The sequence below is a fragment of the Sphingomonas sp. KR3-1 genome, from assembly GCF_040049295.1.
Classification (GTDB): domain Bacteria; phylum Pseudomonadota; class Alphaproteobacteria; order Sphingomonadales; family Sphingomonadaceae; genus Sphingomonas.
In genome coordinates, this window is record NZ_JBDZDQ010000001.1 from 444,820 (window position 1) to 470,765 (window position 25,946).

25 protein-coding genes are annotated in these 25,946 nt (G+C 66.9%); 18 read left to right on the top strand and 7 right to left on the bottom strand.

Translation table 11 applies throughout. The annotated features are described in order from the left end of the window. Positions 1-22: 22 nt before the first annotated feature. Entirely contained in the window at positions 23-1,591 is a 1,569-nt protein-coding gene (murJ, locus tag ABLE38_RS02275) for a murein biosynthesis integral membrane protein MurJ (protein ID WP_348972544.1), read from the top strand. A 21-nt stretch (positions 1,592-1,612) separates the two neighbouring features. Here the strand turns inward: murJ and ABLE38_RS02280 are convergent, their stop codons facing one another. Next, on the bottom strand, positions 1,613-2,254 hold the full coding sequence (locus ABLE38_RS02280) for a hypothetical protein (RefSeq protein WP_348972545.1): 642 nt from the start codon (positions 2,252-2,254) through the stop codon (positions 1,613-1,615). A 204-nt stretch (positions 2,255-2,458) separates the two neighbouring features. Between ABLE38_RS02280 and trpS the strand changes: the two genes are divergently transcribed. Together trpS and ABLE38_RS02290 are read left to right on the top strand one after the other, a co-directional pair. After that, a complete protein-coding gene (trpS, locus tag ABLE38_RS02285; RefSeq protein ID WP_348972546.1) occupies positions 2,459-3,448 on the top strand; it encodes a tryptophan--tRNA ligase in 990 nt (329 codons plus the stop codon). A gap of 105 nt (positions 3,449-3,553) precedes the next feature. After that, positions 3,554-4,609, top strand: a complete 1,056-nt coding sequence (locus ABLE38_RS02290; protein WP_348972547.1) for a CAP domain-containing protein — start codon at positions 3,554-3,556, stop codon at positions 4,607-4,609. A gap of 160 nt (positions 4,610-4,769) precedes the next feature. On the opposite strand, the gene dnaA is transcribed toward ABLE38_RS02290, so the two are convergent. From dnaA to mutM, 3 genes are all read right to left on the bottom strand, one after another. Next, positions 4,770-6,131, bottom strand: coding sequence for a chromosomal replication initiator protein DnaA (gene dnaA / locus ABLE38_RS02295; protein ID WP_348972548.1), 1,362 nt, complete (start codon positions 6,129-6,131; stop codon positions 4,770-4,772). 491 nt (positions 6,132-6,622) lie between these two features. After that, positions 6,623-6,886: a 30S ribosomal protein S20 gene (rpsT, locus tag ABLE38_RS02300; RefSeq protein ID WP_183994207.1), complete on the bottom strand. Its 264-nt coding sequence runs from the start codon at positions 6,884-6,886 to the stop codon at positions 6,623-6,625. Between the two features lie 101 nt (positions 6,887-6,987). Next, complete coding sequence (gene mutM, locus ABLE38_RS02305) at positions 6,988-7,797, bottom strand: bifunctional DNA-formamidopyrimidine glycosylase/DNA-(apurinic or apyrimidinic site) lyase (protein WP_348972549.1); 810 nt, start codon at positions 7,795-7,797, stop codon at positions 6,988-6,990. A gap of 59 nt (positions 7,798-7,856) precedes the next feature. On the opposite strand from mutM, the gene ABLE38_RS02310 reads away from it, so the two are divergent. The 11 genes from ABLE38_RS02310 (at position 7,857) to ABLE38_RS02360 (ending at position 17,906) form a co-directional block, all read left to right on the top strand. Next, entirely contained in the window at positions 7,857-8,588 is a 732-nt protein-coding gene (locus ABLE38_RS02310; RefSeq protein WP_348972550.1) for a class I SAM-dependent methyltransferase, read from the top strand. Between the two features lie 131 nt (positions 8,589-8,719). Beyond that, positions 8,720-10,255 carry a 2-polyprenylphenol 6-hydroxylase gene (gene ubiB, locus ABLE38_RS02315; RefSeq protein ID WP_348972551.1) on the top strand — a complete coding sequence of 512 codons (1,536 nt, stop codon included), beginning with the start codon at positions 8,720-8,722 and terminating at the stop codon, positions 10,253-10,255. Further along, positions 10,252-11,367: a hypothetical protein gene (locus ABLE38_RS02320; RefSeq protein ID WP_348972552.1), complete on the top strand. Its 1,116-nt coding sequence runs from the start codon at positions 10,252-10,254 to the stop codon at positions 11,365-11,367. Before ubiB ends, ABLE38_RS02320 begins: the two co-directional genes overlap by 4 nt. Beyond that, complete coding sequence (locus ABLE38_RS02325) at positions 11,364-11,816, top strand: hypothetical protein (protein WP_348972553.1); 453 nt, start codon at positions 11,364-11,366, stop codon at positions 11,814-11,816. The genes ABLE38_RS02320 and ABLE38_RS02325 overlap by 4 nt, the downstream gene beginning before the upstream one ends. Then, the gene (locus ABLE38_RS02330; RefSeq protein WP_348972554.1) at positions 11,813-13,114 is read left to right on the top strand and encodes a bifunctional phosphopantothenoylcysteine decarboxylase/phosphopantothenate synthase; all 1,302 of its coding nucleotides are present in this window, start codon (positions 11,813-11,815) and stop codon (positions 13,112-13,114) included. The genes ABLE38_RS02325 and ABLE38_RS02330 overlap by 4 nt, the downstream gene beginning before the upstream one ends. After that, positions 13,104-13,913, top strand: a complete 810-nt coding sequence (locus ABLE38_RS02335; protein WP_348972555.1) for an alpha/beta fold hydrolase — start codon at positions 13,104-13,106, stop codon at positions 13,911-13,913. Before ABLE38_RS02330 ends, ABLE38_RS02335 begins: the two co-directional genes overlap by 11 nt. After that, positions 13,913-14,359, top strand: a complete 447-nt coding sequence (dut, locus tag ABLE38_RS02340; RefSeq protein ID WP_348972556.1) for a dUTP diphosphatase — start codon at positions 13,913-13,915, stop codon at positions 14,357-14,359. Before ABLE38_RS02335 ends, dut begins: the two co-directional genes overlap by 1 nt. Further along, positions 14,356-14,718 (top strand): hypothetical protein, encoded by a 363-nt coding sequence (locus tag ABLE38_RS02345; protein ID WP_348972557.1) that lies wholly within the window; start codon positions 14,356-14,358, stop codon positions 14,716-14,718. The genes dut and ABLE38_RS02345 overlap by 4 nt, the downstream gene beginning before the upstream one ends. After that, positions 14,715-15,473, top strand: a complete 759-nt coding sequence (gene moeB / locus ABLE38_RS02350; RefSeq protein ID WP_348972558.1) for a molybdopterin-synthase adenylyltransferase MoeB — start codon at positions 14,715-14,717, stop codon at positions 15,471-15,473. Before ABLE38_RS02345 ends, moeB begins: the two co-directional genes overlap by 4 nt. Before the next feature lie 37 nt (positions 15,474-15,510). Then, a complete protein-coding gene (locus ABLE38_RS02355) occupies positions 15,511-16,509 on the top strand; it encodes an NAD-dependent epimerase/dehydratase family protein (protein ID WP_348972559.1) in 999 nt (332 codons plus the stop codon). Between the two features lie 50 nt (positions 16,510-16,559). Beyond that, a complete protein-coding gene (locus tag ABLE38_RS02360) occupies positions 16,560-17,906 on the top strand; it encodes a nucleotide sugar dehydrogenase (protein WP_348972560.1) in 1,347 nt (448 codons plus the stop codon). Between the two features lie 66 nt (positions 17,907-17,972). On the opposite strand, the gene ABLE38_RS02365 is transcribed toward ABLE38_RS02360, so the two are convergent. Together ABLE38_RS02365 and galU are read right to left on the bottom strand one after the other, a co-directional pair. After that, positions 17,973-18,548, bottom strand: a complete 576-nt coding sequence (locus tag ABLE38_RS02365) for a hypothetical protein (RefSeq protein WP_348972561.1) — start codon at positions 18,546-18,548, stop codon at positions 17,973-17,975. A gap of 227 nt (positions 18,549-18,775) precedes the next feature. Continuing rightward, complete coding sequence (gene galU, locus ABLE38_RS02370; protein ID WP_348972562.1) at positions 18,776-19,648, bottom strand: UTP--glucose-1-phosphate uridylyltransferase GalU; 873 nt, start codon at positions 19,646-19,648, stop codon at positions 18,776-18,778. Positions 19,649-19,761: 113 nt separating this feature from the next. On the opposite strand from galU, the gene wecB reads away from it, so the two are divergent. Both wecB and wecC read left to right on the top strand, forming a co-directional pair. Further along, on the top strand, positions 19,762-20,898 hold the full coding sequence (wecB, locus tag ABLE38_RS02375; protein WP_348972563.1) for a UDP-N-acetylglucosamine 2-epimerase (non-hydrolyzing): 1,137 nt from the start codon (positions 19,762-19,764) through the stop codon (positions 20,896-20,898). Beyond that, a complete protein-coding gene (wecC, locus tag ABLE38_RS02380) occupies positions 20,882-22,180 on the top strand; it encodes a UDP-N-acetyl-D-mannosamine dehydrogenase (protein WP_348972564.1) in 1,299 nt (432 codons plus the stop codon). Before wecB ends, wecC begins: the two co-directional genes overlap by 17 nt. Positions 22,181-22,211: 31 nt before the next feature. Here wecC and ABLE38_RS02385 read toward each other — a convergent pair whose 3' ends face one another. Continuing rightward, complete coding sequence (locus ABLE38_RS02385; protein ID WP_348972565.1) at positions 22,212-23,147, bottom strand: SDR family oxidoreductase; 936 nt, start codon at positions 23,145-23,147, stop codon at positions 22,212-22,214. Between the two features lie 137 nt (positions 23,148-23,284). Here ABLE38_RS02385 and ABLE38_RS02390 point away from each other — a divergent pair, with 137 nt between their 5' ends. Both ABLE38_RS02390 and ABLE38_RS02395 read left to right on the top strand, forming a co-directional pair. Further along, entirely contained in the window at positions 23,285-23,863 is a 579-nt protein-coding gene (locus ABLE38_RS02390) for a sugar transferase (protein ID WP_348974438.1), read from the top strand. A 119-nt stretch (positions 23,864-23,982) separates the two neighbouring features. Further along, positions 23,983-25,929, top strand: a complete 1,947-nt coding sequence (locus ABLE38_RS02395) for a nucleoside-diphosphate sugar epimerase/dehydratase (RefSeq protein ID WP_348972566.1) — start codon at positions 23,983-23,985, stop codon at positions 25,927-25,929. The last annotated feature ends 17 nt before the right edge of the window (positions 25,930-25,946 follow it).

The following is a 25,946-nucleotide window of genomic DNA, read 5'->3' on the forward strand; positions in this document are numbered from 1 at the left end:
CGTTAAGGGAGGGGGGAAGGCGATGAAGCTCGCCCGCAGCCTGGGCTCGGTCGGCGGGCTCACGCTCGCCAGCCGCATCCTCGCGCTGGTCCGCGATTCGCTCCAGGCCCGCTATGTCGGCGCGAACTTCGCGTCGGATGCGTTCCTCGTCGCCTTCCGCCTCCCCAACATGTTCCGCGCCTTCTTCGCGGAGGGCGCCTTCTCGTCGGCGTTCATCCCGATGTTCAACCGCAAGCTCGCCGAGCATGACGGCGAGCGCGGACCTGCGTTCGACTTCGCCGAGCGCGCCCTGGCGGTGCTGTTCGCCTTCCTCGCGGTGATGACGGTGGCGATGCTCGCCGCCGCCTGGCCGCTGACCGCGGCGCTCTCCGGCGGCTTCCACAAGCAGCACCCGACGCACGACCAGCTCGCTTTCGCCGTCGCGCTGAGCCGGATCACCATCCCCTATCTGATGCTGATCTGCCTCGCCTCGCTGCTCGGCGGCATCCTCAACTCGCTCGACAAGTTCTGGGTCAACGCCGCCGCGCCGATCCTGCTCAACATCGCGATGGTGACCGCCCTGTTCGTCTTCCACGGCACGCCCGAGGAGACGGCACGCGCCCAGGCGATCTCGATCCCGATCGGCGGACTCGTCCAGCTGCTCTGGCTGGGGATCGCCTGCCGCGCCGCCGGCGTGTCGCTGCGCCCGCGCCTGCCCCGGCTCGATCCCGAGGTGCGCCGTCTGATGAAGCTGATCCTTCCCGCCGCGCTCGGCGCCGGCGCGGTGCAGCTCAACCTCGTCATCTCCACCGCGCTCTCGGGCTACCTGCTCGGCGAGGGCTCGATCTCGTTTATCTACTACGCCGATAGGCTCAACCAGCTGCCGCTCGGCATGATCGGCATCGGCCTCGGCACGATCCTGCTCCCCACCATCTCGCGGCTGCTCCGCGCGGGCGAGGATACCGAGGCGATGGAGACGCAGAATCGCGGGATGGAGCTGGCGCTGCTCCTCACCTTGCCCGCGATGGTCGCGCTGATCGTCGCCGCCGAGCCGATCGTGCGCGGCCTGTTCGAGTACGGGCACTTCACCGCCGACGACACGGTCAAATGCGCCTGGGCGCTCGCCGGCTTCTCGATCGGCCTGCCCTCCTATGTGCTGGTCAAGGTGCTGACCCCAGGCTTCTACGCCCGCCAGGACACGCGCACGCCAGTGCGATTTGCGATGATCTCGGTCGCCGTGAACATCGTCGCCAACCTCGCGATGATCCCGCTGATCGGCCATGTCGGCCCGCCGCTGGCGACTGCGCTGTCGTCCACGGTCAATGTCTGGATGCTCTATGCCGAGCTCAGGAAGCGCGGGCATTTCGTCGCCGACGCGCAGCTGAAGCGCCGCCTGCCGCGCCTCGCGCTGGCCGCGGTGCTGATGGGGCTGGCGATCTGGGGCTTCGACCGGCTGCTCGATCCCTGGCTCAGCGGCCTGCTCTGGCAGCGCTACGGCGCGCTGGTCGTCCTCGTCGGCGCCGGTTGCGCGATCTACGGCGTCGCCTGCTTCGCCACCCGCGCCTTCCGCCTGTCCGACCTCAAGGCGCTGATGCGGCGGCGGCGCGCTTAGCACGCCACCGCCGCAGGCAGCTCACTTCTTGGCGGCAGTCGTTGCCGGAACGGGTTCCGGCGCCGGCTCGGCCGGCCGCGCGCCCGCCTTGCCGATATAGGGCTCGACCTTCCCTTCCTCGACCAGCACGTCGAGATTGGCGACAAAGGCCTGGTCGAACATCGCGGTCAGGCCCTGGTGCGAGAACTTCTCCTGCCGCGACGTCGCGGTGGTGGTCGTGGTGGCGACGACCTTCTGCGCCGCGCGATCATAGACCTGCCAGTCGACGATCAGGATCATGTCGCCCTTCTCGCCGTTCACAGAGCTGCACAGGTTGATCGTGTCCGGCTTCACTGTGGCGCCGAACAGATAATCGGCCTTGTTCTGATCGCTAGCGCCAGCGAACATGTCCGCCGAGGTGGTGATCGGCGCGAACCCGCGCGCCTTCATCCGCTCCGAGAACAGCCGGTCGAAACGCTCATAGTCCTGCGTCTTCTTCTCGCCGTTGAGCTTCCACTTGGACGGGAACACGCACAGCGTGCCGCCCTTGATCTTGCCCTTGATCGGCGTCTCGGTGTCCATCACGACCTTGCTCAGCTGCACCGTTTTCCCGGCAGTCTGGGCGGCGCTGGGCACGGCAATGAAGACGGCGCCCGCAGCGAGCGCGCCAAGAACCTTACGCATTGGATATCCCCCCCTGTTAACCAGGCGGACGCTAATTCGCGATCTGGCCCTTCGCAAGCGGCTGAAAGCACCGCTTCCCCCCGGCCCTACGCGTCGCTAGAGCGTCCCCGTCCCTGGCATCATTGTGCGGCTGCGTCCCCGCCGTCTCGGACCCGCGGCCCGTCCAAAGGCCGAACGGTCAGCCCGGGCGTGGAAGGAAAATACATGCGCGTCGTCTCCGGCATCCAGACCACCGGCAATCTCCACCTCGGCAACTACCTTGGGGCGATCAAGAACTGGGTGGCGATGCAGGACCAGGGGGAATGCCTGTTCTTCCTCGCCGATCTCCATGCGCTGACGGGCAATATCAGCCCCCAGGAGCTCGCCAATTCGACGATCGAGATGGCCGCGACGCTGCTGGCGTCGGGCATCGATGATCGCGCCATCCTGTTCAACCAGGCGCGCGTTCCCGCGCATGCCGAGCTGTGCTGGATCCTCAACGGCACCGCGCGCATGGGCTGGCTCAACCGCATGACCCAGTGGAAGGACAAGGCCGGCAAGAACCGCGAGGGCGCGAGCGTCGGCCTGTTCACCTATCCGGTGCTCCAGGCCGCCGACGTGCTGGTCTACAAGGCGACGCACGTGCCGGTGGGCGAGGACCAGAAGCAGCATCTCGAGCTGGCGCGCGACATCGCGGCCAAGTTCAACACCGACTATGCAGTCGATCTGTTTCCCCTGCCCGAGCCGTTCATCTCCAAGGCGGCGCCGCGGATCATGAGCCTGCGCGACGGGAGCGCAAAGATGAGCAAGTCCGATCCGTCGGACCTCTCGCGCATCAACCTGTCCGACGATGACGACACGATCGCGCAGAAGTTCAAGAAGGCGAAGACCGATCCCGAGCCCCTGCCCGATTCGTTCGATGCGCTTGCCGAGCGCCCGGAGGCGAAGAACCTGGTGACGATCTTCGCCGCGCTGTCGGACCGCGATCCCCAGTCGGTCGTCGCCGAGTTCGCGGGCCAGGGCTTCGGCGCGTTCAAGCCGGCGCTGGCCGATCTCGCCATCTCGGTGCTGTCCCCGGTGCGCGCGCGGCTTGACCAGCTGCTCGGCGACCGTGCCGCGGTGGGCGCGCAGCTTGCCCGGGGGGCGGAGCGCGCCACGGCGCTCGCCGCGCCGACGCTGCTCGCGGCCCAGCGAGCCGTCGGCCTGCAGGTCTGATGCTGCATCTTCTCCGGCGAGGCGCGGAACCGTTACGGATGGTTCACTATCTTCGCCGGGGAACCCTTACGCATACCCCCGGGTTTCTGAGCGCGGAGAGTGCCCATGCGTAGACTGATTCCCGTGTTGCTCCTCGGGAGCGCCCTTGCAGCCTGTAGTAGTGGCGGCGGTGGTAGTGGTTCGGATGGCGGCGGCACTGTCGTCACTCCTACGCCGACGCCCGCACCGGGGTCGACCCCGACGCCCACGCCGACCGTCTCGCCCACGCCCACCCCGGTCAGCAGCGAGCCGGCCAGCGGCGCCGATTTCTTCAGCTCGATCGCTTTGCTCTATTCGGCCCAACCGAACATCGCCGCCTGCCAGGCGGGCACGCTCAAGCCCGAAGTGGCGCAGCGCGTGCTGGCGACGCTCAACGATATCCGCGCCCACCACAACCTGCCGGCGGTCACCTATGCGCCGGCGGACGAGCCCGCCGTCCAGCAATCGGCGCTGATGATGGCCGCCAATGGCGCGCTCAGCCACAATCCGCCGACGAGCTGGCTGTGCTACACCTCGGCGGGCGCCACCGCCGCGGGGCAGAGCAACATCTATCTGGGAACCGGCGGGCTGCGCTATTCGCAGGACGCCGACATCATGATCGGCTGGCTCACTGACACCAACAACGTCACGGCCAACAATATCGGCCACCGCCGCTGGCTGCTCTATCCGTTCCTCTCGACGATCGCCTATGGCCGCGTCGCCGGCACCTGGCAGACGAGCAACCGTGCCGACGGCGCGTCGATCAAGGTGATCAACTCCACCCAGAACACCGCCGGCCCGCTGCCCGATTATGTCGCCTATCCGTTCCAGGATTATCCGGCGAAATATTTCGACACCTCGGCGCTGCTATCGTTCAGCGTGATCGCCAACAAGACCTCGAACTTCGGCGCGAACAGCTCGGTGAGCTTCGCCAACGCGGTCATCACCGTGAAGGCGCGCGGCGGCGCGATGCTCACCGTGTCGAACCAGTCCTGGGACAATGAGGGCTATGGCCTGCCCAACAGCGTGCAGTGGAACGTGGCCGGGCTCACCGCCAACACCATCTATGACGTGACGATCAACAACGTCACGGTCAGCGGCGCAGCGCGCAACTACAGCTATTATTTCAAGCTGGTGCCCTGAGCGAACCGCCTGGCGATTATGTCTAGACATAAAAAGGCCGGAGCCCCTTGGGCCCCGGCCTTTTCGATAATCAGGGTGGAGGCGTGACCGATCTGCGTTGCCCCGCTCTCAGCTCCTCCACCCTGCCCTCCCGGGGGACGGGAGGGATTATATCCCCCGCTTAGCCTTCGAGCGTGCGCATCAGCGTGCGCACCGCGGTGTCGATCTCGACGTCCTTGCCGCGCAGCTCCTCGATCCGCTTGACCGCGTGGATCACGGTCGAATGGTCGCGGTTGCCGAACTTGCGGCCGATCTCGGGCAGCGAGCGCGTGGTCAGGCGCTTCGCCAGGTACATCGCGATCTGGCGCGGCCGGGCGATCGCCACGGCGCGGCGCTCGGAGATCAGGTCGATCTGCTTGACCTCGAAATGCGCCGAGACCGCGCGCTGGATCTCGTCGATCGTGATCCGGCGCTGCGCCGACCGCAGCACTTCGCCGAGAACATTGGTGGCGAAGTCGATCGTGATGACCTCGCCGTTGAGCTGGGCATAGGCGACGAGGCGGTTGAGCGCGCCTTCGAGCTCGCGGACGTTGGTGGTGATCCGTGCGGCGAGCAGGTCCATCACTTCGTGCGGCATCGTCACCGCCGGCATGTCCATCAGCTTGCGGCCGACGATCGCGCGGCGCAGCTCGAGCTCGGCCGGCTTGATGTCCGCGACCAGGCCCGATGCTAGGCGCCCGGCAAGGCGCGGCTCGAAGCCCTCGAGCGCCTGGGGCGCGCGGTCCGCCGCGATCACCAGCTTCTTGCCCGAGGACATGAACTCGTTGACGGTGTGGAAGAATTCCTGCTGCGTCGCGTCCTTGCCGCCGATGAACTGCAGATCGTCGATCATCAGCAGGTCCACCGAGCGCAGCCGCGCCTTGAACGCGTGCGTGTCCTTGTTGCGCAGCGCCTGGACGAACTCGAACATGAAGCGCTCGGCGGTCACGTAGATCGCAGTCGCTTCCGGATTGGCTTCCAGGAACGCATGGCCGATCGCGTGCATCAGGTGCGTCTTGCCCTGGCCCGTGCCGGCGTGGAGGTAGAGCGGGCTGAAGCGCGGGCTGCCCGGCTCGGCCATCGCCTTGGCGGCGTTGCAGGCGACGCGATTGGTCGCGTCGATCACGAAGCGCTCGAAGTTGAAGCGCGGGTCGAACTGCGGGCGCTCGGCCGGCGCGGAGGTCGCCGCAGCCACTGGCGCCGCATCGGCGCTCGCCGCCGGTGCCGCGCTCAGGACGCGCTTGGGCTCCTCGGCGATCGTCTCGATCGACACGTTGCGCACCGCCGGGATCTGGCCGCGGAACTCGAGCAGCAGCCGCTCGGCATAGTGATTCTTGACCCACTGGGTCATGAACGCCGACGGCAGGCCCAGGCGCACGATCTCGGCGTCGCTGCCTTCGATCAGGACCACCGGCTTCAGCCACTGGTCGAAAAGGCGCTGGCCCGCGGAGCGGCGCAGGTTCGCGCGCACATGCGACCATGCCTTGGCAACCGCAGCTTCCATTCCGTCCCGCTCCAAGGCTTGAACCTGAGTCACCGTGACGCACCCCTCCTTCGCGGGAAGCTGTCTGCATCCCGCGCGCCAATTCGATCCGACATGAAGCCCGCCCGCACCGGACATCCCCGGTCATGGTGCAGTGGGCCGTACACCCGAGTGAGCTCGCCCCCCGGATACCCCGGCGAATCTCGCCTGGGAGGTCTGTTTTAGGGACGGTTTTTCGAGTCGAGCAAGGGGGCGGGATGTAAAGATTCTGAAATAGTTTTGTTGACTCGCCCTAACCCACGGAAATGCGTGGCACCCCCTTTATACACCCCTGAAATCCAAAGATTTTATCCCGCGGAACACCGGTTTCAACATGGCCAACCCGATGCGACTCGCGCGTTTCCTAGGGTTCCAGGATCGTAACCATGATTCGTTCCGCATCGCCCGAAAAACACGACAAAAACCCCGCGGAACCGGGGTCCCGCGGGGCGTTTGTTACGGAAAAGTTACGATTATGCCAGCGCTTCGACGCGCTTGTTGAGACGCGCAAACTTGCGCGAGGCCGTGTTCTTGTGGAGCACGCCCTTGGCAACGCCGCGCGCCATTTCCGGCTGCGCGGCGGCGAGCGCGGCAGCGGCCGCAGTCTTGTCGCCGGCTTCGAGGGCCGACTCGACCTTCTTCACGAAGGTGCGGATGCGGCTCACGCGGGTGCCGTTGATCTCCGCACGACGCGCGTTGCGCCGGATACGCTTCTTCGCTTGCGGCGTATTCGCCATGCCGTCTCGTTCCTAGCTCGTAAATGTTTAGGGCGCGGGGAACATGCCTCCACGCCCGGAAAGACGGGCCCCTTAACGCTACCCGCGATTCGGGTCAACCTTTAGGACTGGCATTTCGGGCACCAAAAGGTCGAACGGCCCGAATCCACCCGCCGCTCGACCAGCCCGCCACAGCCACAGGGCTCGCCTTCGCGCCCATATACCCGCCATTCCTTGGCGAAATAGCCGAGCTCGCCGTCCGGCCGGGCATAGTCGCGAATCGTCGAGCCGCCCGCGGCGATCGCGCTCTCCAGCACCTCGCGAATCGCCGTCACCAGCTTCTCGAGCTGCGCCTTCGAGATCGTCCCCGCTTCCCGCACCGGCGAGATCCGCGCGAGGTAGAGCGCCTCGCACACATAGATATTGCCAAGACCCGCCACCACGCGCTGGTCGAGCAGCAGCGCCTTCACCGGCGCCACCCGCCCCTTGAACACCCGCGCGAGATGCGCCGCGGTGAAGTCCGGCCCCAGCGGCTCGGGCCCGAGCGCAGCAAAGGCCGGCCAGGCCGCCAGCTCCGCGGTCGGCACCAGGTCGACCGAGCCGAATCGCCGCGGATCGTTGAGCGCGAGCCGGTGGTGTCCGGTCTCCAGCACCATATGGTCGTGCTTGCCGATCTCCTCGGGGTCGATCCGCCAGCGCCCGGACATGCCGAGATGGAAGATCAGCGTATCCCCCCGATTTGTCTCGATCAGCCCATATTTGGCGCGCCGCCCCAGCCCGGTGACCGTCGCCCCGGTCAGCCGCTGGCCCAGCCCTTCGGGGAAGGGCCGGCGCAGGTCGGCGCGGTGCAGGGTGACGCGGGTGATCGTCTCGCCCTGGAGCACGGGCTCCAGGCCTCGGACGGTCGTCTCTACTTCGGGCAGCTCAGGCATATGCCCTCCCTAGCCGCCAGCCCTTCCTTCGTCGAGAAACGCCCGCTAGAGCCGCTCGCATGACCGACACCGTCTCCTTCGGCTACGAAGACGTGGCCCCCGAGGAAAAGACCCGCCGCGTCGGCGAGGTCTTCTCCAGCGTCGCGGCCAAATACGACCTGATGAACGATGCCATGTCGGGCGGCCTCCACCGCCTGTGGAAGGACAAGTTCGTCCGCCGGGTGAAGCCGCGCGCCGGCGAGCACATCCTCGACATGGCCGGCGGCACCGGCGACATCGCCTTCCGCATGGCCCCTTCGGGCGCGGCGATCACCGTCGCCGACATCAATCCCGAGATGCTCGCCGTCGGCGTCGAGCGCGCCGCCGAGCGCGGGATCGACGGCCTCGTCTGGAGCGAGGCCAATGCCGAGACGCTGCAATGGCCCGACAAGTTCTTCGATGCCTATACGATCGCCTTCGGCATCCGCAACGTCACCGACATCCCCAAGGCGCTCCGCGAGGCGCACCGCGTCCTGAAACGCGGCGGCCGGCTTTTCGTCCTGGAATTCTCGACCACCCAGTGGCCGGGCTTCGCCGAAGTCTATGACGCCTATTCGCACAAGCTCGTCCCCAAGCTCGGCCAGCTTCTCGCCGGCGATGCGGAGAGCTATCGCTACCTGATCGAATCGATCCGCCGCTTCCCGCCGATGCCCGAGTTCGAGCGGATGATCCGCGAGGCCGGCTTCACCCAGACCAAGGTCGAGCCGCTGCTCGGCGGGCTGGTCGCGATCCATTCGGGCTGGAAGATTTGATGGCCGACCTTCTTAGGCCCCTCCCCTTCAGGGGAGGGGTTTGGGGTGGGGCCTGTCCGTCTCACCGAGCCCGGCGCCTGTGGCACTGCCCCACCCCAACCCCTCCCCTGAAGGGAAGGGGCTAGCCTCGCATGACCGCACCCGCCGTCCATCTCTGGCGCCTGCTCAAATGGGGCCGCATCCTGGCGCGTCACGGCGCGCTGCGCGGCATCGAGCAGGACCCGCACACGCCCAAGCAGGTTCGCCGCGTGGCGCGCATCGCCCGTTTCGGCGCGCGCGTGCCCAAGGTGCCGCGCTACGCCGATGCCTTCCAGGCGATCGGCCCCGCGGCGATCAAGCTCGGCCAGACGCTCGCTACCCGCCCGGACCTGGTCGGCGACGAGGCCGCGCACGACCTGCTCCGCCTGCAGGACGCGCTGCCGCCGCTGCCCTTCCCGGTGATCCGCCAGCGAATCGAGGCAAGCTACGGCCGCCCGCTCGAGACCTTCTTCGCCGCGTTCGATGAGCATCCCGTCGGCGCCGCCTCGATCGCGCAGGTCCACCGCGCGATCACCACCGATGGCCGCCAGGTCGCGGTCAAGGTGTTGCGCCCGGGCATCGAGACCGAATTCGCCAAGGCGATCGACACCTATGAATGGGCCGCCGCCCAGGTCGAGAGCATGGGTGGCGAAGCCTCGCGCCTGCGCCCCCGCCTGGTCATCGAGACCTTCAAGCGCTGGACCGCACGCGAGCTCGACCTGCGCCGCGAAGCCGCTTCCGCCTCGGAGCTGGCCGAGGGCATGCAGGCCGAGCCCGATTTCATGGTCCCGCAGATCGACTGGCAGCGCACCACCGGCAAGGTGCTGGTGCTCGAGTGGATCGACGGCATCAAGCTCTCGCATGTCGAGCGGCTGGTCGAGGCCGGCCACGACACCACGATCCTCGCCAGCCGGCTGATCAAGGCGTTCCTGCGCCAGGCGATCGCCGAGGGCTTCTTCCACGCCGACATGCACCAGGGCAACCTGTTCGCGCTCCCCGACGGCCGCATCGCCGCGATCGATTTCGGCATCATGGGCCGGATCGATCGCCGCGCCCGCGTCTGGCTCGCCGAGATTCTCTACGGGCTGATCACCGGCAACTACAAGCGCGTCGCCGAGATCCATTTCGAAGCCGGTTACGTGCCCCCGCACCACAATGTCGCCGAGTTCGCCACCGCCTTGCGTGCGGTCGGCGAGCCGATGCGCGGCCTGCCGGTCAAGGACATGTCGATGGGCGCGATGCTCGACGGGCTGTTCTCGATCACCCGCGACTTCGACATGCAGACCCAGCCGCATCTCCTGCTGCTCCAGAAGACGATGGTGATGGTCGAGGGCGTGGCGCGCACACTCGATCCCGATATCAATTTGTGGGACGTCTCCGCCCCGTTCGTGCGCGAATGGATTCGCACCGAGCTGGGCCCCGAGGCCAAGATCGCCGACCGGCTGGTCGAGGACATCCGAACCCTCGCCCGCCTGCCCGATCTGATCCGCAACATCGAGCTGCGCTTCCCTGCCCCTGGCGGCGCCCCGCCCTCGCCGCCGCTCAAGGAGATCGAGCGGATCCGCGTCGTCGGCGGCTGGCGCTATGCGCTGGTCGCGGTGTTCTCCGGCGCGGTCGGCGCTGCGATCATGATGTATTTCCTGTCGTGAAGCTGCCCGCGGTCCAGTGGCTGGCGGAACCGACGCGCTTTGCCGCGTTCAGCCGCTCGCGCGCCCGGGTCGTTCTGGGCGTGCTTGCGCTGTTCCTACTGCTCTCGCTGACTGCGCTGATCGCCATCGGACCGCCCGCGGTCAGCCACGATCCCACCAAGCGCGCCGACGACCAGAGCGATGTCGTGCTCTATGAGAGCATCGTCGCCGGCGTGCAGCATGGCGGCCCCTATTACGAAGTCACCGCGGACGCGCTACGCGCCGGCAACTACCCCCTGCGCCCCTTCGTCACCTTCCGCCTGCCTGGCCTCGCGATGACGCAGGCGCACCTGCCGCGCCCCGTGATCCTCGGCCTGCTCTATCTGCTCGTCTTCTCGGTCTTCGCCGTCTGGGCGATCAAGCTTCGCGCCGGCATGACGCGCTGGCCGCCGGTGGCGATCGGCCTCACCCTGCTGTTCGGCGGGCTGATGGCCTTCGTCCAGCCCGATCTCTGGGCGTTCCACGAGATCTGGGCCGGGCTGCTCGTCGCGCTGGCGCTCGGCATCCGCAAGCCGGGCCGCTGGATCGAGGCGGTCGGCATCGCGCTGGTCGCGATGCTGATCCGCGAGACCGCCGCGCTGTTCGCCCTCGTCATGCTCGCCACCGCCTGGTTCGAGGGCCAGCGGCGCGAGGCGATCGGCTGGGGCGTGGCGCTCGCCTGTCTCGCGGTCGCGCTTGGCTTCCACGCACATGCCGTGGGCCAGGTCACCACCGCCGCGGACCCGGCCTCGCCCGGCTGGACGGGCCTGGGCGGCTATGGCTTCTTCGCCAAGGCGATGGTGCTGTCGACCGCGCTACAGCTCTTCCCGATGGCGCTGGCGGTGCTGCTGTTCACCCTTTCGCTGTTCGGCTGGGCGGGCTGGCGCGATCAGGCCGCCGGCCGCGTCTTCCTCACGCTGGCCGCGTATGGCGTCGCGCTGGCGCTGTTCGCCCGGCCCGACACCTTCTACTGGGCGCTGATGGTCGCCCCGCTCTCGCTGATCGGCCTGGCCTTCGTGCCCGATGCCCTGCGCGACCTGTTCCGCCAGGCGCTCGACAGGCGTAGGATCACCGTGACAAAGGTAGTGCGATGAACGGCAGCGATCGGCCTCCGGCCTCCCTCTCCTCCGCCTGGCTGGGCGGCGCGTTCGCCATTGCCGCCTTCGCGCTCCTCAGCCATCTCGGCATGATCTTGGTGATGACCTCGGGTGCCGCGCTCGGCGCCGCGCTGCAGTTCGCGCCGAATTTCCTGCTCTATGCCGTGGCCGGCGCCGGCGTGATGATGCTGTTGCTCGTCGCGATCATGCACTTTGCCGAAGCCGGGAACACTCGCCGATCGCTCCGCGCCTGGCTGATCGCCGGGCTGATGGTAAGCAGCCCGCTCGCCTTGTTCGGCCTGCTCGCCGCCAATATGGGCGATCCCGTGGAGGGCGCGCCGCTGTTCGACTATCGTACGCTGATAGCGCCCGCCTTCTTCCTCACCTGCGGGCTGGTCGGCGGCGCCACTGCCTTTCGCATTCGCCATCGGAGCTGGAGCCGATGATCACGCGCATCCTCCTGATCGTCGGCGGCGGCATCGCGGCCTACAAGGCCTGCGAGCTGATCCGCCTGTGCCGCAAGGCTGGAATCGAGGTGAAGTGCGTGCTCACCGCCGGTGGCCAGCATTTCGTCACCCCGATGACGCTCGCCGCGCTCAGCGAGAACCAGGTCTACACCAACCTGTTCGACCTCAAGGACGAGGCCGAGATGGGCCATATCCAGCTCAGCCGCGAGGCAGATCTCGTCGTTGTCGCCCCCGCCACCGCCGATCTGATGGCCAAGATGGCCGCGGGCATCGCCGACGATCTCGCCACCACGCTGCTGCTCGCCACCGACAAGCCCGTGCTCGCGGCCCCGGCGATGAACGTCCGCATGTGGCAGCACGCCGCCACCCGCCGCAACGTCGCCACGCTGCGCGGCGACGGCGTCACGGTGCTCGAGCCGGACGAGGGCCCGATGGCCTGCGGCGAATATGGCCCGGGCCGCCTGCCCGAGCCCGAGGCGATCCTGGAGGCGGTGCAGACCTTCTTCGATCCTCCCCGGCACGGGGAGGGGGACCAAGACTCGCAGCGGCTTGGTGGAGGGGGCTCTCCACAAATATCGTCGCCTACGGATCTCCCCCTCCACCATGCTTCGCACGGTAGCCCTGCCCCTTCCGGGGAGGGGCAGACACTCACCGGCAAGCACATCCTCGTCACCGCCGGCCCCACCCACGAGCCGATCGACCCGGTGCGCTACATCGCCAATCGCTCCTCGGGGAAGCAGGGCTATGCCATTGCCGGCGCGCTCGCCGCTTTAGGGGCGAGGGTCACGCTCGTGTCCGGCCCGGTTGCCCTCGCCACGCCGCCCGGCGTGACGCGCGTCGATGTCGAGACCGCGCAGGAAATGGCCAATGCCGTGGCGCAAGCGCTGCCCGCCGATGCCGCGGTGATGGTCGCCGCCGTTGGCGACTGGCGCGCCGAGGCGGCTGCGCAGAAGATCAAGAAGCAGGGCGGCGCCCCGCCGACGCTCGAGCTTTCCGAGAACCCCGACATCCTCGCCATGCTCGCCGCCAGCCCGCGCCGGCCGGGGCTGGTGGTGGGCTTCGCCGCGGAAACCGAGCAGGTCGTCGAACATGCCACCGCGAAAAGGAATCGCAAGGGCGCGGACTGGATTGTCGCCAACGATGTTTCGGGCGATGTGATGGGCGGTGAAGCCAATGCCATCCATCTCGTCACCGCCGACGGTGTCGAAAGCTGGGAAAGCCTGCCCAAGGACGAAGTCGCCCGCCGGCTTGCAGCGCGTATCGCCGATGCGCTCTAAGCTGGCGCTGCTGCTCGGCGCGGGCCTCGCTGCCTGCGCGCCTGCCACTGGCCCCGGCACTTCGCCGGCCGCTCCGGCCGCAAGCCTATACACCCAGAGTTTCGGCAATATCCCGGCCAGGCAGGTGCGCACGCTGATCGTCGTGCTCCACGGCGACGCGCCTTTCGCCAAGCCGGACTATCAATATGCGTTCGCCAGAACCGCCAGTGCGGCGGTTCCGAACAGCATCGCCGTCGCGCTGCTCCGCCCCGGCTATGAAGACCCGCAGGGCCACCGCTCGCCCGGCGAGCGCGGCCAGACCACCGGCGACAATTATACCGCCGACCGTATAGATGCAGTCGCCGAAACCGTCCGGCGTCTCCAGCACCGCTACGGCCTGGCGCGCACCGTGCTGGTCGGCCATTCGGGTGGCGCCGCGATGGCCGCGGACCTCGCCGCGACCCATCCGAACCTGGTCGACGGCATCGTTCTTGTCTCCTGCCCCTGCGCGCTGCCCGAGTGGCGCCAGCATATGAAGACCGTCTCGCCCACGCCCCTATGGGATGCGCCGGTGACCAGCCTCGACCCGGTCAAGCTCGTCGGCGGCATGTCGCCGCCGCTGCGCGCCGCCGTGCTGGTCGGCGCCGACGACAAGACCACGCCGCTGCGCTTCTCGCGCCTCTATGCCGAGGCGCTGTCGCTGCGTGGCATCGCCACCGATTTCCGTATCATCCCCGGCAAGGATCACGAGCTGCTCGGCGATCCCGAAGTGCTCTCCGCGCTCCAGCGCCTTGCCGGCGCCCTTCCTGGAAAGTCCTGATGCTCGCTCCGATCCGTATCGCCGTTCAGCGCCTGCCCCATGGCGAGGGCCTGCCGCTCCCGGCCTATGCGACCGCGGGCGCGGCGGGCATGGACGTGGTCGCGGCCGAGGACCTGGTCCTTGCCCCCGGCGCGCGTCATGCCGTGGCCACCGGCTTCGCCATGGCGATTCCGCCGGGCTATGAGGTCCAGGTCCGCCCGCGCTCGGGCCTCGCGCTCAAGCACGGCATTACCTGCCTCAACACGCCCGGCACGATCGACAGCGACTATCGCGGCGAAGTGAAGGTGATCCTCGCCAATCTCGGCGACGCGCCCTTCCCGATCGCCCGCGGCGAGCGGATCGCGCAGCTGGTGCCGGCGCCGGTCCAGCACGCCGATCTCGACGAAGTCGCCTCGCTCGACGAGACCGTGCGCGGCAGCGGCGGCTTTGGGTCTACCGGCAGATGATCGGCCTGCTGCTCCTCGCCGCCGCGCAGACCGCGCCGCTCGACTGGGACGCGCTGCCGCCCCTGCCCTGGCGCGCGCCGCCGCTGGTCACGCCCGAGATGCACGGCTTCGTCCAGCGCGAAGTGACGCTGCGCAAGTGCAGGACCGACAAGCCGGGCGAGCTCGCCGTGCCGGTCGCGGTGCTGGTCGACGAAAATGGCGCGATCCGCACCACCGTGCCGCGCGCGATCAGCTGCCCCTCGGTCGAGCAATATGCCGCGGCGCTCGCCGCCGGCTTCGCACGCAACAATCTGCTCCCGCGCCCCGGTGCCGGCGAGCAATGGTACCGCGCGACGCTCACCTTCACCTGGACCAAATGAGCCTCACCGACGCGGAGCTGGAGCGCTACGCCCGTCACATCGTGCTGCGCGAGATCGGCGGAGGCGGGCAGATGCGGCTGAAGGCAGCGCGCGTGCTGGTGATCGGTGCGGGCGGTATCGGCTCGCCGGCAATCGAATATCTCGCGGCCGCCGGTATCGGCACACTCGGCGTGGTCGATGACGACACCGTCTCGCTCTCCAACCTCCAGCGCCAGACGCTCTACGCTACCGCCGATGTCGGCCAGCCCAAGGCCCAGGCCGCCCGCAGCCGCGTCGCCGCGCTCAATCCGGAGATCGCCTTCACCGGCTTCGAGCAGCGAATCGATGCCGACAATGCCGCCGCGCTGATCGACGACTTCCGCCCCCATGTGATCCTCGACGGGTGCGACAATTTCGCCACCCGCCTCGCCGTCGCGGATGCCACGCTGCGCCACCGCGTTCCCCTGGTCTCCGCCGCCGTCTCCGAGTTCGAGGGACAGCTCGGCGTGTTCCGCGGCTGGGAGGCGGGCAAGCCCTGCTACCGCTGCTTCGTCGGCCACGATCCCGAGCGCCCCGGCATCAGCTGCGCCGAACAGGGCGTGCTCGGCGCGCTCACCGGCGTGATGGGCAGCCTCGCCGCGCTCGAGGCGCTCCGCGCGATCGTCCCCTTCGGCGAGGACCCTGCAGGCAAGCTCCTCCTCGTCGATGCGCTCGCCTTCCGCTTCCGCACCCTCACCTTGCCCAAGGACCCCGGCTGCCCCGCCTGCGGCACCTGACTGGACTTCGCCGCCGCCTTGAGGCACGTCGCGCCGCATGACGCGCGTCCTGGTTACCGGCTCGGCCGGCTTCATCGGCTTCCACACCGCCAGCAAGCTCCTCCAGCGCGGCGCCACCGTGCTCGGCGTCGACAATTTCAGCGCCTATTACGACGTCGCGCTCAAGGAAGCGCGCAACGACATTCTGTCGAACCACCCGGACTTCACGGCTGCCCGCGTCTCGATCGACGACATGGCCGCGTTCGGCGAGGCCTGGGCCGAGTTCCAGCCCGATGTGGTGATCCACCTCGCCGCGCAAGCGGGCGTGCGGCACTCTATCGACAACCCGGAATCCTATGTCGCGGCGAACCTGATCGGCACCTTCAACGTGCTGGAGCTGGCCCGCCAGCACAGGACCGGCCACCTGCTCGCGGCCTCGACCAGCTCGGTCTATGGCGCCAACACCGACATGCCGTTCACCGAGACGCAGCGCACCGCCACCCCCTTGAGCTTCTACGCCGCCACCAAGGGCGCGACCGAGCTGATGGGGCACAGCTATGCGCATCTCTTCAAGACGCCGATGACCTTCTTCCGCTTCTTCACGGTCTATGGCCCCTGGGGCCGGCCGGACATGGCGCTGTTCAAGTTCACCAAGGCGACGCTCGCCGGCGAGCCGATCGATGTCTACAACAACGGCAACATGGTCCGCGACTTCACCTATGTGGAAGACCTCGCGGAATCGATCGTGCGGCTGACCGAGGCGGTACCGGGCGACACGCCGGTGGAGGGCGACAGCCTCTCCCCCGTCGCCCCCTTCCGCGTCGTCAATATCGGTGCCGGCCAGCAGACCCAGCTGATGGACTATATCGGCGAGATCGAGCGCGCGCTCGGCCGGCAGGCGATCAAGAACTTCATGCCGATGCAGCAGGGCGACGTGCCCGCCACCGAGGCCTCGCACGCGTTGCTCAAGGCACTCACCGGCTATGCGCCCGCCACGCCGCCGAGCGAAGGCGTCCCCGCCTTCGTCGCATGGTATCTCGAACATTATCGAAACTGAAACTCCTGCCCCCGCATGAAGGCGCGAGAGCGTATTTCACTGGGGTTTCTATGAGCATCGAATGGCCCGCCCACGGTTTGAAGCTGCAGGCGCGGATCGAAAGCGGCACGGCGATCATCGGCGTGATCGGCATGGGCTATGTCGGCCTGCCGCTCGCCGTCGCCTTTGGCGAAGCGGGCTGCCCCGTCTTCGCCTTCGACGTCGACCAGCCCAAGATCGACGCGCTCGACGCCGGTGAGAGCTACATCAAGCATATCGATGGTGCCCGCATCGCGCCGCTGGTGCAGAACGAGAAGCTGCGCGCCACCGCCGATCTCGGCCGGCTCGGCGAAGCGGACGTGGTGCTGATCTGCGTCCCCACCCCGCTCACCCGCCATCTCGAGCCCGACCTCAAATATGTCGAGCTGACCACCCGGGCGATCGCCAGGACGCTGCGCCGCGGCCAGCTCGTCATCCTCGAATCGACGACCTATCCCGGCACCACCAGGGAAGTGATGCAGCCGATCCTCGAGGCCGAAGGTCTCGTCGCCGGCAAGGACTTCTTCCTCGCCTATTCGCCCGAGCGCGAGGACCCGGGCAACCCGACCTTCTCGACCACCAAGATCCCGAAGGTTGTCGGCGCCGACGACACCGTCTCCGCCAATCTGGCGCTCGCGGTCTATCGCCACATCGTGCCCCAGGTGATCCAGGTCTCGTCCGCCGCGACGGCAGAGGCCGTGAAGATCACCGAGAACGTCTTCCGCGCGGTCAACATCGCGCTGGTCAACGAGCTCAAGCTGATCTTCACCGCGATGGACATCGACGTGTGGGAAGTGATCGACGCGGCCAAGTCCAAGCCGTTCGGCTTCATGCCCTTCTATCCGGGCCCGGGCCTGGGCGGGCACTGCATCCCGATCGACCCGTTCTACCTCACCTGGAAGGCGCGCGAGTACAACCAGCACACCAAGTTCATCGAGCTGGCTGGCCAGATCAACGCGGACATGCCGCAGCATGTCGTCCGGGTGATGGCCGATACGCTCGACGCGCGCTTCGGCCGCGGCCTGCGCGGCGCGCGCATCCTGGTGCTCGGCGTCGCCTACAAGAAGAATGTCGAGGATATCCGCGAGAGCCCGTCGCTGCGCCTGATGGAGATGATCGAGGCGCGCGGCGCCACCGCCGACTTCCACGACCCGCACGTCGCCCAGATCGACAATACCCGCGAGCACCCGACGCTCAATTTTCGCCACGGCGTGGCCTGGGACGAGGCCGAGATCGCGAAGTATGACGCGGTGCTGATCGCCACCGATCACGATTCGGTGGACTATGCGGGGCTGGCCGCCAACGCCCGGCTGATCGTCGACACCCGCAACGCCTGCGCCCGCGCGGGCGTGGTTTCGGACAACATCGTCCGCGCCTGAACGAAGGGCGGGCCCGTCTCCGGGCCGGCGTCTTCAGCCCTGACCGGGCTTCAGCGCGCCGCCGCCTCAATAGGCGAGGTAGAGATGCGCGGTTTCCTTGGTCTGGCCGGCCAGGGAGCGCGTGAAGATCTCGCCGCGCGCCGGATGCTTGTCCGGCCCCACCTTGCCGGCGAACTCGAAATAATGGACGAGATCGACGCTCTTGCCGCCAATCCCCCATGCCTTGAACGCCGTCTTGGTCTCATCCGAATAAGGCAAGGCGTTGCGCACCCCTTCGAGTACCAGCGCGCATAGGTTGGGATAGCGGCTCTTGGCGTCGAACGTCGCCAGCACGAAACGCGCCGGCTTGCCGTCGATCTGCCCGCTCCACTGGCGCACGCTCTGCGGCTTGGCGAAGCTGTAGTTCTTGTCGATCGCCCGCGAGACGCTCATCTTCGCCAGGTCGACGCTCGGCGCCGCGTCTTCCTTCCAGGCGGCGTCGCCCGCCAGCGCGGCAAGCCGGTCAGCGGGGTTGAGGCCCGGAACGAGGCAAACCCTGGCGAAGCTTGCCACCGCGCTCGGATATTCCGCTTCCTGAGCATGCGCGCTTGCGAGACTTCCGATCGCCAGCACCAGGCCTGCAAATGCCTTGATAGTCCGCATGATTTCCCCCTCTTTCCGCCAGCCTATCGGAGGCGGGAGGCCGGGTCACGCGCCCGATGCCGCCATTTCGGACAGGTCGCCTTGCAATGTAGGATTTCCTCTGATGTCGTCGTGCCGCGGCGCTCGTGCCGCCGCTCTTTGACATTGGGAATAGCGCGCCATGGCGCATCGAGGGCGATGGGCCGCCCTCGCGCGTAGATGTCGATGCTTTTGTGACTTTCCGCGGCTCAGCCGGGACAGCGGCTCGTCATGAAATCGCGAATCGCCGGTGCGATGTCCTCGCGTTCCAGCGCCACCGCGATGTTCGCCTGGATGAAGCCAGCCTTGTCGCCGCAATCATAGCGCACGCCGTCGAAGGTGACGCCGTGGAACAGCTGCGAGCCGATCATCTGCGCCATCGCGTCGGTGAGCTGGATCTCGCCGCCCGCGCCCTTCTCCTGGCCTTCGAGCACGCGCATCACTTCGGGCTGCAGGATATAGCGGCCGATCACGGCGAGGTTCGACGGTGCGGTGCCGCGCTGGGGTTTCTCGACCAGGCCCTTCACTTCGCTGAGCGCGCCATTGCGGGCACCCGGCGTGATGATGCCATATTTGTCGGTGGCTTCCTCGGCGACTTCCATCGCGCAGATCAAGTTGCCGCCCACCTGGTTATAGGCGTCGACCATCTGCTTCAGGCAGCCGGGCTTGCCCAGCATGAAGTCGTCGGCGAGCAGCACCGCGAAGGGCTCATCCCCGACGATGTCGCGGGCGCACCACACCGCATGGCCCAGGCCCATCGGCTCCTGCTGGCGGACATAGGCGACCGCGCCGGGCTTGAGGCGAGTCGCGTCGAGGATCTCGAGCGACTTGCCGCGGGCAGACATCGTCGTCTCGAGCTCGTAGGCGATGTCGAAATGGTCCTCGATCGCGCTCTTGCCGCGGCCGGTGACGAAGATCATCTGCTCGATGCCGGCTTCAAGCGCCTCGTCCACGGCGTACTGGATCAGCGGGCGATCGACCACCGGCAGCATTTCCTTGGGAAGCGCCTTGGTGGCGGGCAGGAAGCGGGTGCCCAGGCCGCCCACGGGAAACACGGCCTTGCGCAGCGGCTTGATGGTCATTCGGGAAATGCCTCTTCAAATCAGTCGTGCGCCAATAGCGGTGGCCGCACGCTTTCGCAATTATCTCCACCGCCGTAACCACATGGTGAGGGGATGCCACTAAGGGAGCGGGAATGACTGGAACTAGCAAGCGCGTCCTCCTGATCTTCGGCACTCGCCCCGAAGCGATCAAGCTCTTCCCCGTCGTTGGTGCGCTCGCCGCCGTGCCGGGGCTCGACGTCCGGACCTGCGTCACCGCGCAGCATCGCGGGCTGCTGGACCAGGTGCTGTCGATCGCAGGCCTGACCCCGGACATCGATCTCGACCTGATGGAGCCGGGCCAGACGCTCGACCAGCTCACCGCGCGGCTGCTCACCGGCCTGGGCAAGGTGATGGACGAGGAAAAGCCCGACCGGGTGATCGTCCAGGGCGACACCGCCACCGCCATGGTCGGGGCGCTCGCGGCCTATTATCGCAAGGTACCGGTCAGCCATGTCGAGGCAGGCCTGCGCTCGGGCGACATCTACCAGCCCTGGCCCGAAGAGGTGAACCGCCGCATCGTCGCGCCGATCGCGGACCAGCATTTCGCGCCGACCGACACCGCCGCCGACGCGCTGCGCCGCGAGAATATCGATCCCGCCACGATCCATGTCACCGGCAACACGGTGATCGACGCGCTGCTCGCCACGCGCGCCCGGATCGAGGCCGAGCCGGAACTGGCCGCCGGGCTCGATCCGATCGCCGCTCGCTTCGCCGGCAAGCGCATCGTCCTCGTCACCACCCATCGCCGCGAGAATTTTGGCGGCGGCATGGAAGATATCGCGCGCGCGCTCGGCCGCATTGCGGACCGTGAAGACACCGCGATCCTCTTCCCGATGCACCCCAACCCCAACGTCGTCGCGGCGATGGAAAGCGTGCTGGGCGAGCGGCCCAACGTCGCCCGCATCGCGCCGCTCGATTATCCGCACTTCATCCGTGCGCTCGAACTCTGCCATGTCGTGCTCAGCGATTCGGGCGGGGTGCAGGAAGAGGCCCCCGCACTTGGCAAGCCGGTGCTGGTGATGCGCGAGACCACCGAGCGCCCCGAAGGCGTTGTGGCCGGCACTGCAAGGCTGGTCGGCACCGATCCCGACCGTATCGTTTCCGAAATCTCAACCCTCCTCGACGTACCCTCCGCCCATTCGGCCATGGCCCGCGCCCACAATCCGTTCGGCGACGGCCATGCGTCCGAGCGGATTGCGGGGATCGTCGCACATGGTTTCGGATTCTGAGCTCAAGGTCTGTGTTCTCGGCCTCGGCTATATCGGGCTTCCTACGGCGGCAGTGATCGCGCGCACCGGCGCGAAGGTTCTTGGCGTCGACGTCCACCAGTCGGTGGTCGACACTGTGAATTCGGGCAAGGTCCATATCGAGGAGATCGACCTGGACGGTCTGGTATCGGGCGTCGTCGCCCGCGGCAGCCTGCGCGCCTCGCTCCAGGTCGAGCCGGCCGACGTCTTCGTCATCGCCGTCCCCACGCCCTTCGGCGAGAACCACGCCCCCGATATCGGCTATGTCCTCAAGGCTGCGACCAACGTCGCGATCACGCTCAAGACCGGCGACGTGGTGATCCTCGAATCGACTTCGCCGGTCGGCACCACCGAGAAGGTTGCCGAGCTGCTCGCCCAGCTTCGCCCCGATCTCAAGATCCCCGGTCACTGCGTGGGCAGCGCCGATGTCGCCATTGCCTATTGCCCCGAGCGCGTGCTGCCCGGCCGCATCCTCGTCGAGCTGATCGACAATGACCGGGTGATCGGCGGCATCACCCCGCGTTGCGCCCGCAAGGCGCTGCAATTCTATCGCCGCTTCGTCCGCGGCGCCTGCGTCACCACCACCGCCAAGGCGGCGGAGATGACCAAGCTCACCGAGAACGCTTTCCGCGACGTCAACATCGCCTTCGCCAACGAACTGAGCCTCGTCGCCGAGAAGATGGGCGTCGACGTCTGGGAAGTGATCCGCCTCGCCAACCGCCACCCGCGCGTCAACATCCTGTCGCCGGGCCCGGGCGTAGGCGGCCACTGCATCGCGGTCGACCCCTGGTTCCTGGTCAGCGCCGCGCCCGAGCAGACCCCACTGATCCGCACCGCCCGTGAAGTGAATGACGGCAAGACCGATTATGTCATCGGCCATGCCGGCGCGATGATCGAATCGAACCCGCAGGCGAGCGTCGCCTGCCTCGGCCTCGCCTTCAAGGCGAACATCGACGATTTCCGCGAGAGCCCCGCGCTCAAGGTCGCCGCGACGCTGGCCGAGCGCTTCGGCGAGCGCATCCAGATCGTCGAGCCCTATGCGAACACCCTGCCCGATCAGTTCAACGGCACCGGCGCCGGACTGATCGATATCGACAGCGCGATCGAGAGCTGCGGCATCTTCGTGGTGCTGGTCGACCACGACGTGTTCAAGTCCGTCCCGCTCGACGAACGCGCCGACAAGCAGGTCTATGATACGCGCGGCATCTGGCCGGATCAGCCCGCAAGCACAGGCGCTGGCGCCCCGCTGCGGCTTGCCGGGTAGCCGTCAGGCCGAACCGCTTCGGGCCGGCACGTTAAATCGCCCTGTCTTCGACTGCAGATCGCAAGCCCGCCCGGAGGGAGACAGGCGGGGTCCAACCCAGCTTCTCACGTGAATCCGAAATATCGACCTGGAGATTGCCGACCAGCCGGTCGACAGCGGACTTCTTCCCGGCGAGCCCCGCAATGAGGCTGAGGACGCCTGTGGGCAAAGGCAACAACCGTGGCTTCTTTCCCATCGCCTCGGCCAGCAGCTTCAGGAGGCCGGTCGTCGAGACATCCTCGCCGTCAGACACGAGGAAGGTGGCATTGGCTGCGCCGGGATGGGTCAGCGCGACGCCGATCAGACTTATGAGATTATCGATCCCCACCAGACTGCGACGGTTTTCCGATATGCCGCCGAGCGGGAGGGGAATGCCGCTGCGTACGGCCTTTATCAGTGAGCGCAGATTGCCCTTTACGCCCGGACCATAGATCAATGGCGGCCGAATGACCGTGACCTCCATGTCCCGCTTGCGGGCCACCTCGAAAAGCGCCGCCTCGGCCTCCTGCTTGCTGATCCCATAGGGGTCGCTTGCCTGGGGAAGGTCGGTGGATCGGAATGGCTGATCCGGCAGGGTGGCCTCGCCATTCACCTTGATCGTGCTCAGGAAGATGAAGCGCTTCACGCCGACGTTCGCTGCGGCCTCAGCCAGCGCCAGCGTGCCTGCGGTGTTCACGCGGCGGAATTCGGACATCGGGTCCTCGGCCGTATCATGCATCATGTGGACGCGGGCGGCGAGATGGACGACCGCGTCGACACCCGAAAGCAGCGACGGCCAGTCGGCAGAGACGATATCGTCAATTACACGCTCATTCGCCAGCCCCTGGGGACTGCGCACCATTGGCACCACCACATGCCCTTCGGCGACGAACTGCTCGACCAAGGGACGCCCAACGAACCCTCCCGCTCCGACCACTGCGATTCGCATTTGAAAATTCGCCCACGTTGAATGTTTGATCCCGAGTCACTAGGACGCCGTACAAATCGTCGGCGGTGCCCTCAACCGGTTAGTGGCTGCTCGAGCTCGTATCGGGTAAAATGGTTTTGAAGACAGCGGATTCCAAAATGCCTTCCCACAGCTTCACCAAACGCGTGCTCGACGTTGCACTATGCTTGGCCGCGGCACCGATCGCCGTTCCCTTGTGCATGCTGCTGCTGATCGCCATCCGCCTCGAATCGTCTGGCGCCCCCCTGCTGATACAGCGGCGGGTTGGACGGGAAGGCCGGGTGTTCCCCATGTGGAAGCTGCGCACCATGTTCGCGGACACCGCAGACCTGCCCTCCCACCAGGTCGGAGCAGCGCGGATCACGCGATTGGGACGAATCCTGCGCAAGCTTAAATTCGACGAGCTGCCTCAGCTTGCCAATGTGCTCGTGGGTCAAATGTCGCTGATTGGCCCACGGCCCTGCCTTCCCAGCCAGCAAGAACTCATCGAGGCGCGCCGAATCCGCGGCGTCCTTCAATATCTGCCGGGGATTACCGGTCCGGCGCAGCTGATGGGGGTCGACATGTCCGAACCGGTGCGCCTTGCCGAGATCGAGGCGGAATATTGTGCCCGCGCTTCGCTTCGATCTGACCTGCAGCTACTGATCCGGACGGCGCTCGGGGCCGGCAGCGGCGATGCGGCCCTGAAGAGGCCTTGAGGCCGCCATGGCCAGCACGGGCACAGCTATTTCACAGCGCCAATCGGCTCATATTCTCTTTTTTGGACGCGGCGGTTGGCAAGGCATGTCGTGCCAGCCAGCGGGGGAACTAGCCTCTTATGATTGAAGGCCTCTCGAAGGGTATTCTCGCACTGCCACGCGTCGCCAAGCGTGCGATTGCCGTCGGCGCCGATGCCGGCATGTGCGCACTGTGCGTCTGGATTGCGCTTTACCTTCGCCTCGGCGACTGGGTCTCGCTTCAGGGCGCGCAATGGCTGGCAGTGGTCGTATCGATTCTTCTCGCGATCCCGATCTTCATTGTCTCGGGCCTCTACCGCGCGATTTTCCGCTATTCGGGTTCGGCCGCCCTCATAAGCCTCGCACAGGCGGCGATTGTCTACGGTACGCTCTACGCATCCGTCATCACCCTCGTCCATATCGACAGCATTCCGCGCACCGTGGGTGTGATCCAGCCCCTGTTGCTGTTCCTTTTCGTCGCGGCCTCTCGCGTCATGGCCACCTGGCTGCTTGGCGACGGATATGCGCAGCTGCGCAAGTCGGCTTCGCGCCAGGCCGTGCTGATCTACGGAGCCGGATCCGCCGGAAGGCAGCTCCATCGCGGGCTCGCCGCGACGCCGATGCGCGTCGTCGGATTTATCGACGACAATGAAGATCTGCACCGCCAATCGCTGATGGGCATCCGCATATATGCGCCGGCCGAGATCGAGGAGCTTGTCGAGCGGCTGGACGTAACATGTGTCCTGCTCGCAATCCCTTCGGCAAGCCGGCGCCGGCGCATCGAGATCATCGAGATGGCGCGCCAGCTAGGCATCGCGGTTCGCACGATTCCGGGCCTCGACGATGTCGCCGCCGGCCGTGTCGAAGTGAGCGAAATCCGGGAGCTCGAGATCGACGACCTGCTCGGTCGTGACGCCGTGGCGCCGGACCCGGAACTGCTGGAACGCAATACCCGCGGCAAGGTCGTGCTGGTAACGGGCGCCGGCGGCTCCATCGGAAGCGAGCTTTGCCGGCAAGTGCTGTTCTCGCGTCCGACGTCCCTGCTCCTCGTGGATAGCAGCGAAGTCGCGTTGTACTCGATCCATCACGAGCTCGAGGCGCGGCGGCGCAAGAGCGGTGACACCGTCGAGATCATCCCGTTGCTTGCCTCAGTGTCCGACGCGGCGCGGATGCGGGACATCATCGAAGCGTGGCACCCGGAAACGATATACCACGCCGCCGCCTACAAGCATGTGCCCCTGGTCGAGCACAATCCGCTCGAGGGGATGTGGAACAACGTGTTCGGAACGTTGACCGTCGCCACCGCGGCGCGTGAGGCGGGCGTGCCGCAATTCGTCCTGATCAGCACCGACAAGGCCGTCCGCCCAACCAATGTGATGGGCGCAACCAAGCGGCTCGCGGAGCAAGTGCTGCAAGCGATGGCGACGAGTTCACCAGGTACGTGCTTTTCCATGGTTCGCTTCGGCAATGTCCTGGGCTCGAGCGGATCGGTGGTCCCGCTGTTCCGGCGCCAGATCCAGGCGGGCGGTCCGGTTACGATCACGCATCCTGATATCACGCGCTATTTCATGACCATTCCCGAGGCTGCACAGCTGGTCATCCAGGCCGGTGCGATGGCCCAGGGCGGTGAAGTCTTCGTGCTCGACATGGGTGAGCCGGTCAAGATCATCGATCTCGCGCGGAAGATCATCGAGCTTTCCGGGCTGAAGATAAGGGATTCGAGCTCGCCGGACGGCGATATCGAGCTAGCCTTTGTCGGCCTGAGGCCGGGTGAAAAGCTGTATGAGGAGCTCCTGATCGGCAACAATCCGGCCTTCACCAGCCACCCGCGCATCATGAAGGCGAACGAGCATTTTATCGCGTGGGAGGAGCTCAGCGCGCAGCTGGCCAAGCTCCACGCCTCGATCGCCGCGCGCGACGTTCTCGCCGCGGTATCCAAGCTGAACGAGCTGGTTCCCGAATTCCGCCCGGACAACAACCTCGTCGACTGGGTCTATCGGCAAGCCCAAAGCAGCCTTTCGGAGCCCGGGCGCCTCGCCGGCAACTAAGTCGATAGCGGCAGCGC

What these genes read in the sequence shown, in the direction of transcription:
- trpS (WP_348972546.1), top strand. Translation starts at nt 2,459, where the DNA reads ATGCGCGTCGTCTCCGGCATCCAGACCACCGGCAATCTCCACCTCGGC.
- ABLE38_RS02360 (WP_348972560.1), top strand. Translation starts at nt 16,560, where the DNA reads ATGAGCATCGAATGGCCCGCCCACGGTTTGAAGCTGCAGGCGCGGATC.
- mutM (WP_348972549.1), bottom strand. Translation starts at nt 7,797, where the DNA reads ATGCCTGAGCTGCCCGAAGTAGAGACGACCGTCCGAGGCCTGGAGCCC.
- ABLE38_RS02395 (WP_348972566.1), top strand. Translation starts at nt 23,983, where the DNA reads ATGATTGAAGGCCTCTCGAAGGGTATTCTCGCACTGCCACGCGTCGCC.
- ABLE38_RS02355 (WP_348972559.1), top strand. Translation starts at nt 15,511, where the DNA reads ATGACGCGCGTCCTGGTTACCGGCTCGGCCGGCTTCATCGGCTTCCAC.
- ABLE38_RS02335 (WP_348972555.1), top strand. Translation starts at nt 13,104, where the DNA reads ATGCGCTCTAAGCTGGCGCTGCTGCTCGGCGCGGGCCTCGCTGCCTGC.
- ABLE38_RS02325 (WP_348972553.1), top strand. Translation starts at nt 11,364, where the DNA reads ATGAACGGCAGCGATCGGCCTCCGGCCTCCCTCTCCTCCGCCTGGCTG.
- ubiB (WP_348972551.1), top strand. Translation starts at nt 8,720, where the DNA reads ATGACCGCACCCGCCGTCCATCTCTGGCGCCTGCTCAAATGGGGCCGC.
- ABLE38_RS02280 (WP_348972545.1), bottom strand. Translation starts at nt 2,254, where the DNA reads ATGCGTAAGGTTCTTGGCGCGCTCGCTGCGGGCGCCGTCTTCATTGCC.
- rpsT (WP_183994207.1), bottom strand. Translation starts at nt 6,886, where the DNA reads ATGGCGAATACGCCGCAAGCGAAGAAGCGTATCCGGCGCAACGCGCGT.
- murJ (WP_348972544.1), top strand. Translation starts at nt 23, where the DNA reads ATGAAGCTCGCCCGCAGCCTGGGCTCGGTCGGCGGGCTCACGCTCGCC.
- ABLE38_RS02330 (WP_348972554.1), top strand. Translation starts at nt 11,813, where the DNA reads ATGATCACGCGCATCCTCCTGATCGTCGGCGGCGGCATCGCGGCCTAC.
- ABLE38_RS02310 (WP_348972550.1), top strand. Translation starts at nt 7,857, where the DNA reads ATGACCGACACCGTCTCCTTCGGCTACGAAGACGTGGCCCCCGAGGAA.
- ABLE38_RS02385 (WP_348972565.1), bottom strand. Translation starts at nt 23,147, where the DNA reads ATGCGAATCGCAGTGGTCGGAGCGGGAGGGTTCGTTGGGCGTCCCTTG.
- moeB (WP_348972558.1), top strand. Translation starts at nt 14,715, where the DNA reads ATGAGCCTCACCGACGCGGAGCTGGAGCGCTACGCCCGTCACATCGTG.
- dut (WP_348972556.1), top strand. Translation starts at nt 13,913, where the DNA reads ATGCTCGCTCCGATCCGTATCGCCGTTCAGCGCCTGCCCCATGGCGAG.
- wecB (WP_348972563.1), top strand. Translation starts at nt 19,762, where the DNA reads ATGACTGGAACTAGCAAGCGCGTCCTCCTGATCTTCGGCACTCGCCCC.
- ABLE38_RS02365 (WP_348972561.1), bottom strand. Translation starts at nt 18,548, where the DNA reads ATGCGGACTATCAAGGCATTTGCAGGCCTGGTGCTGGCGATCGGAAGT.
- galU (WP_348972562.1), bottom strand. Translation starts at nt 19,648, where the DNA reads ATGACCATCAAGCCGCTGCGCAAGGCCGTGTTTCCCGTGGGCGGCCTG.
- wecC (WP_348972564.1), top strand. Translation starts at nt 20,882, where the DNA reads ATGGTTTCGGATTCTGAGCTCAAGGTCTGTGTTCTCGGCCTCGGCTAT.
- ABLE38_RS02290 (WP_348972547.1), top strand. Translation starts at nt 3,554, where the DNA reads ATGCGTAGACTGATTCCCGTGTTGCTCCTCGGGAGCGCCCTTGCAGCC.
- ABLE38_RS02345 (WP_348972557.1), top strand. Translation starts at nt 14,356, where the DNA reads ATGATCGGCCTGCTGCTCCTCGCCGCCGCGCAGACCGCGCCGCTCGAC.
- dnaA (WP_348972548.1), bottom strand. Translation starts at nt 6,131, where the DNA reads ATGGAAGCTGCGGTTGCCAAGGCATGGTCGCATGTGCGCGCGAACCTG.
- ABLE38_RS02390 (WP_348974438.1), top strand. Translation starts at nt 23,285, where the DNA reads ATGCCTTCCCACAGCTTCACCAAACGCGTGCTCGACGTTGCACTATGC.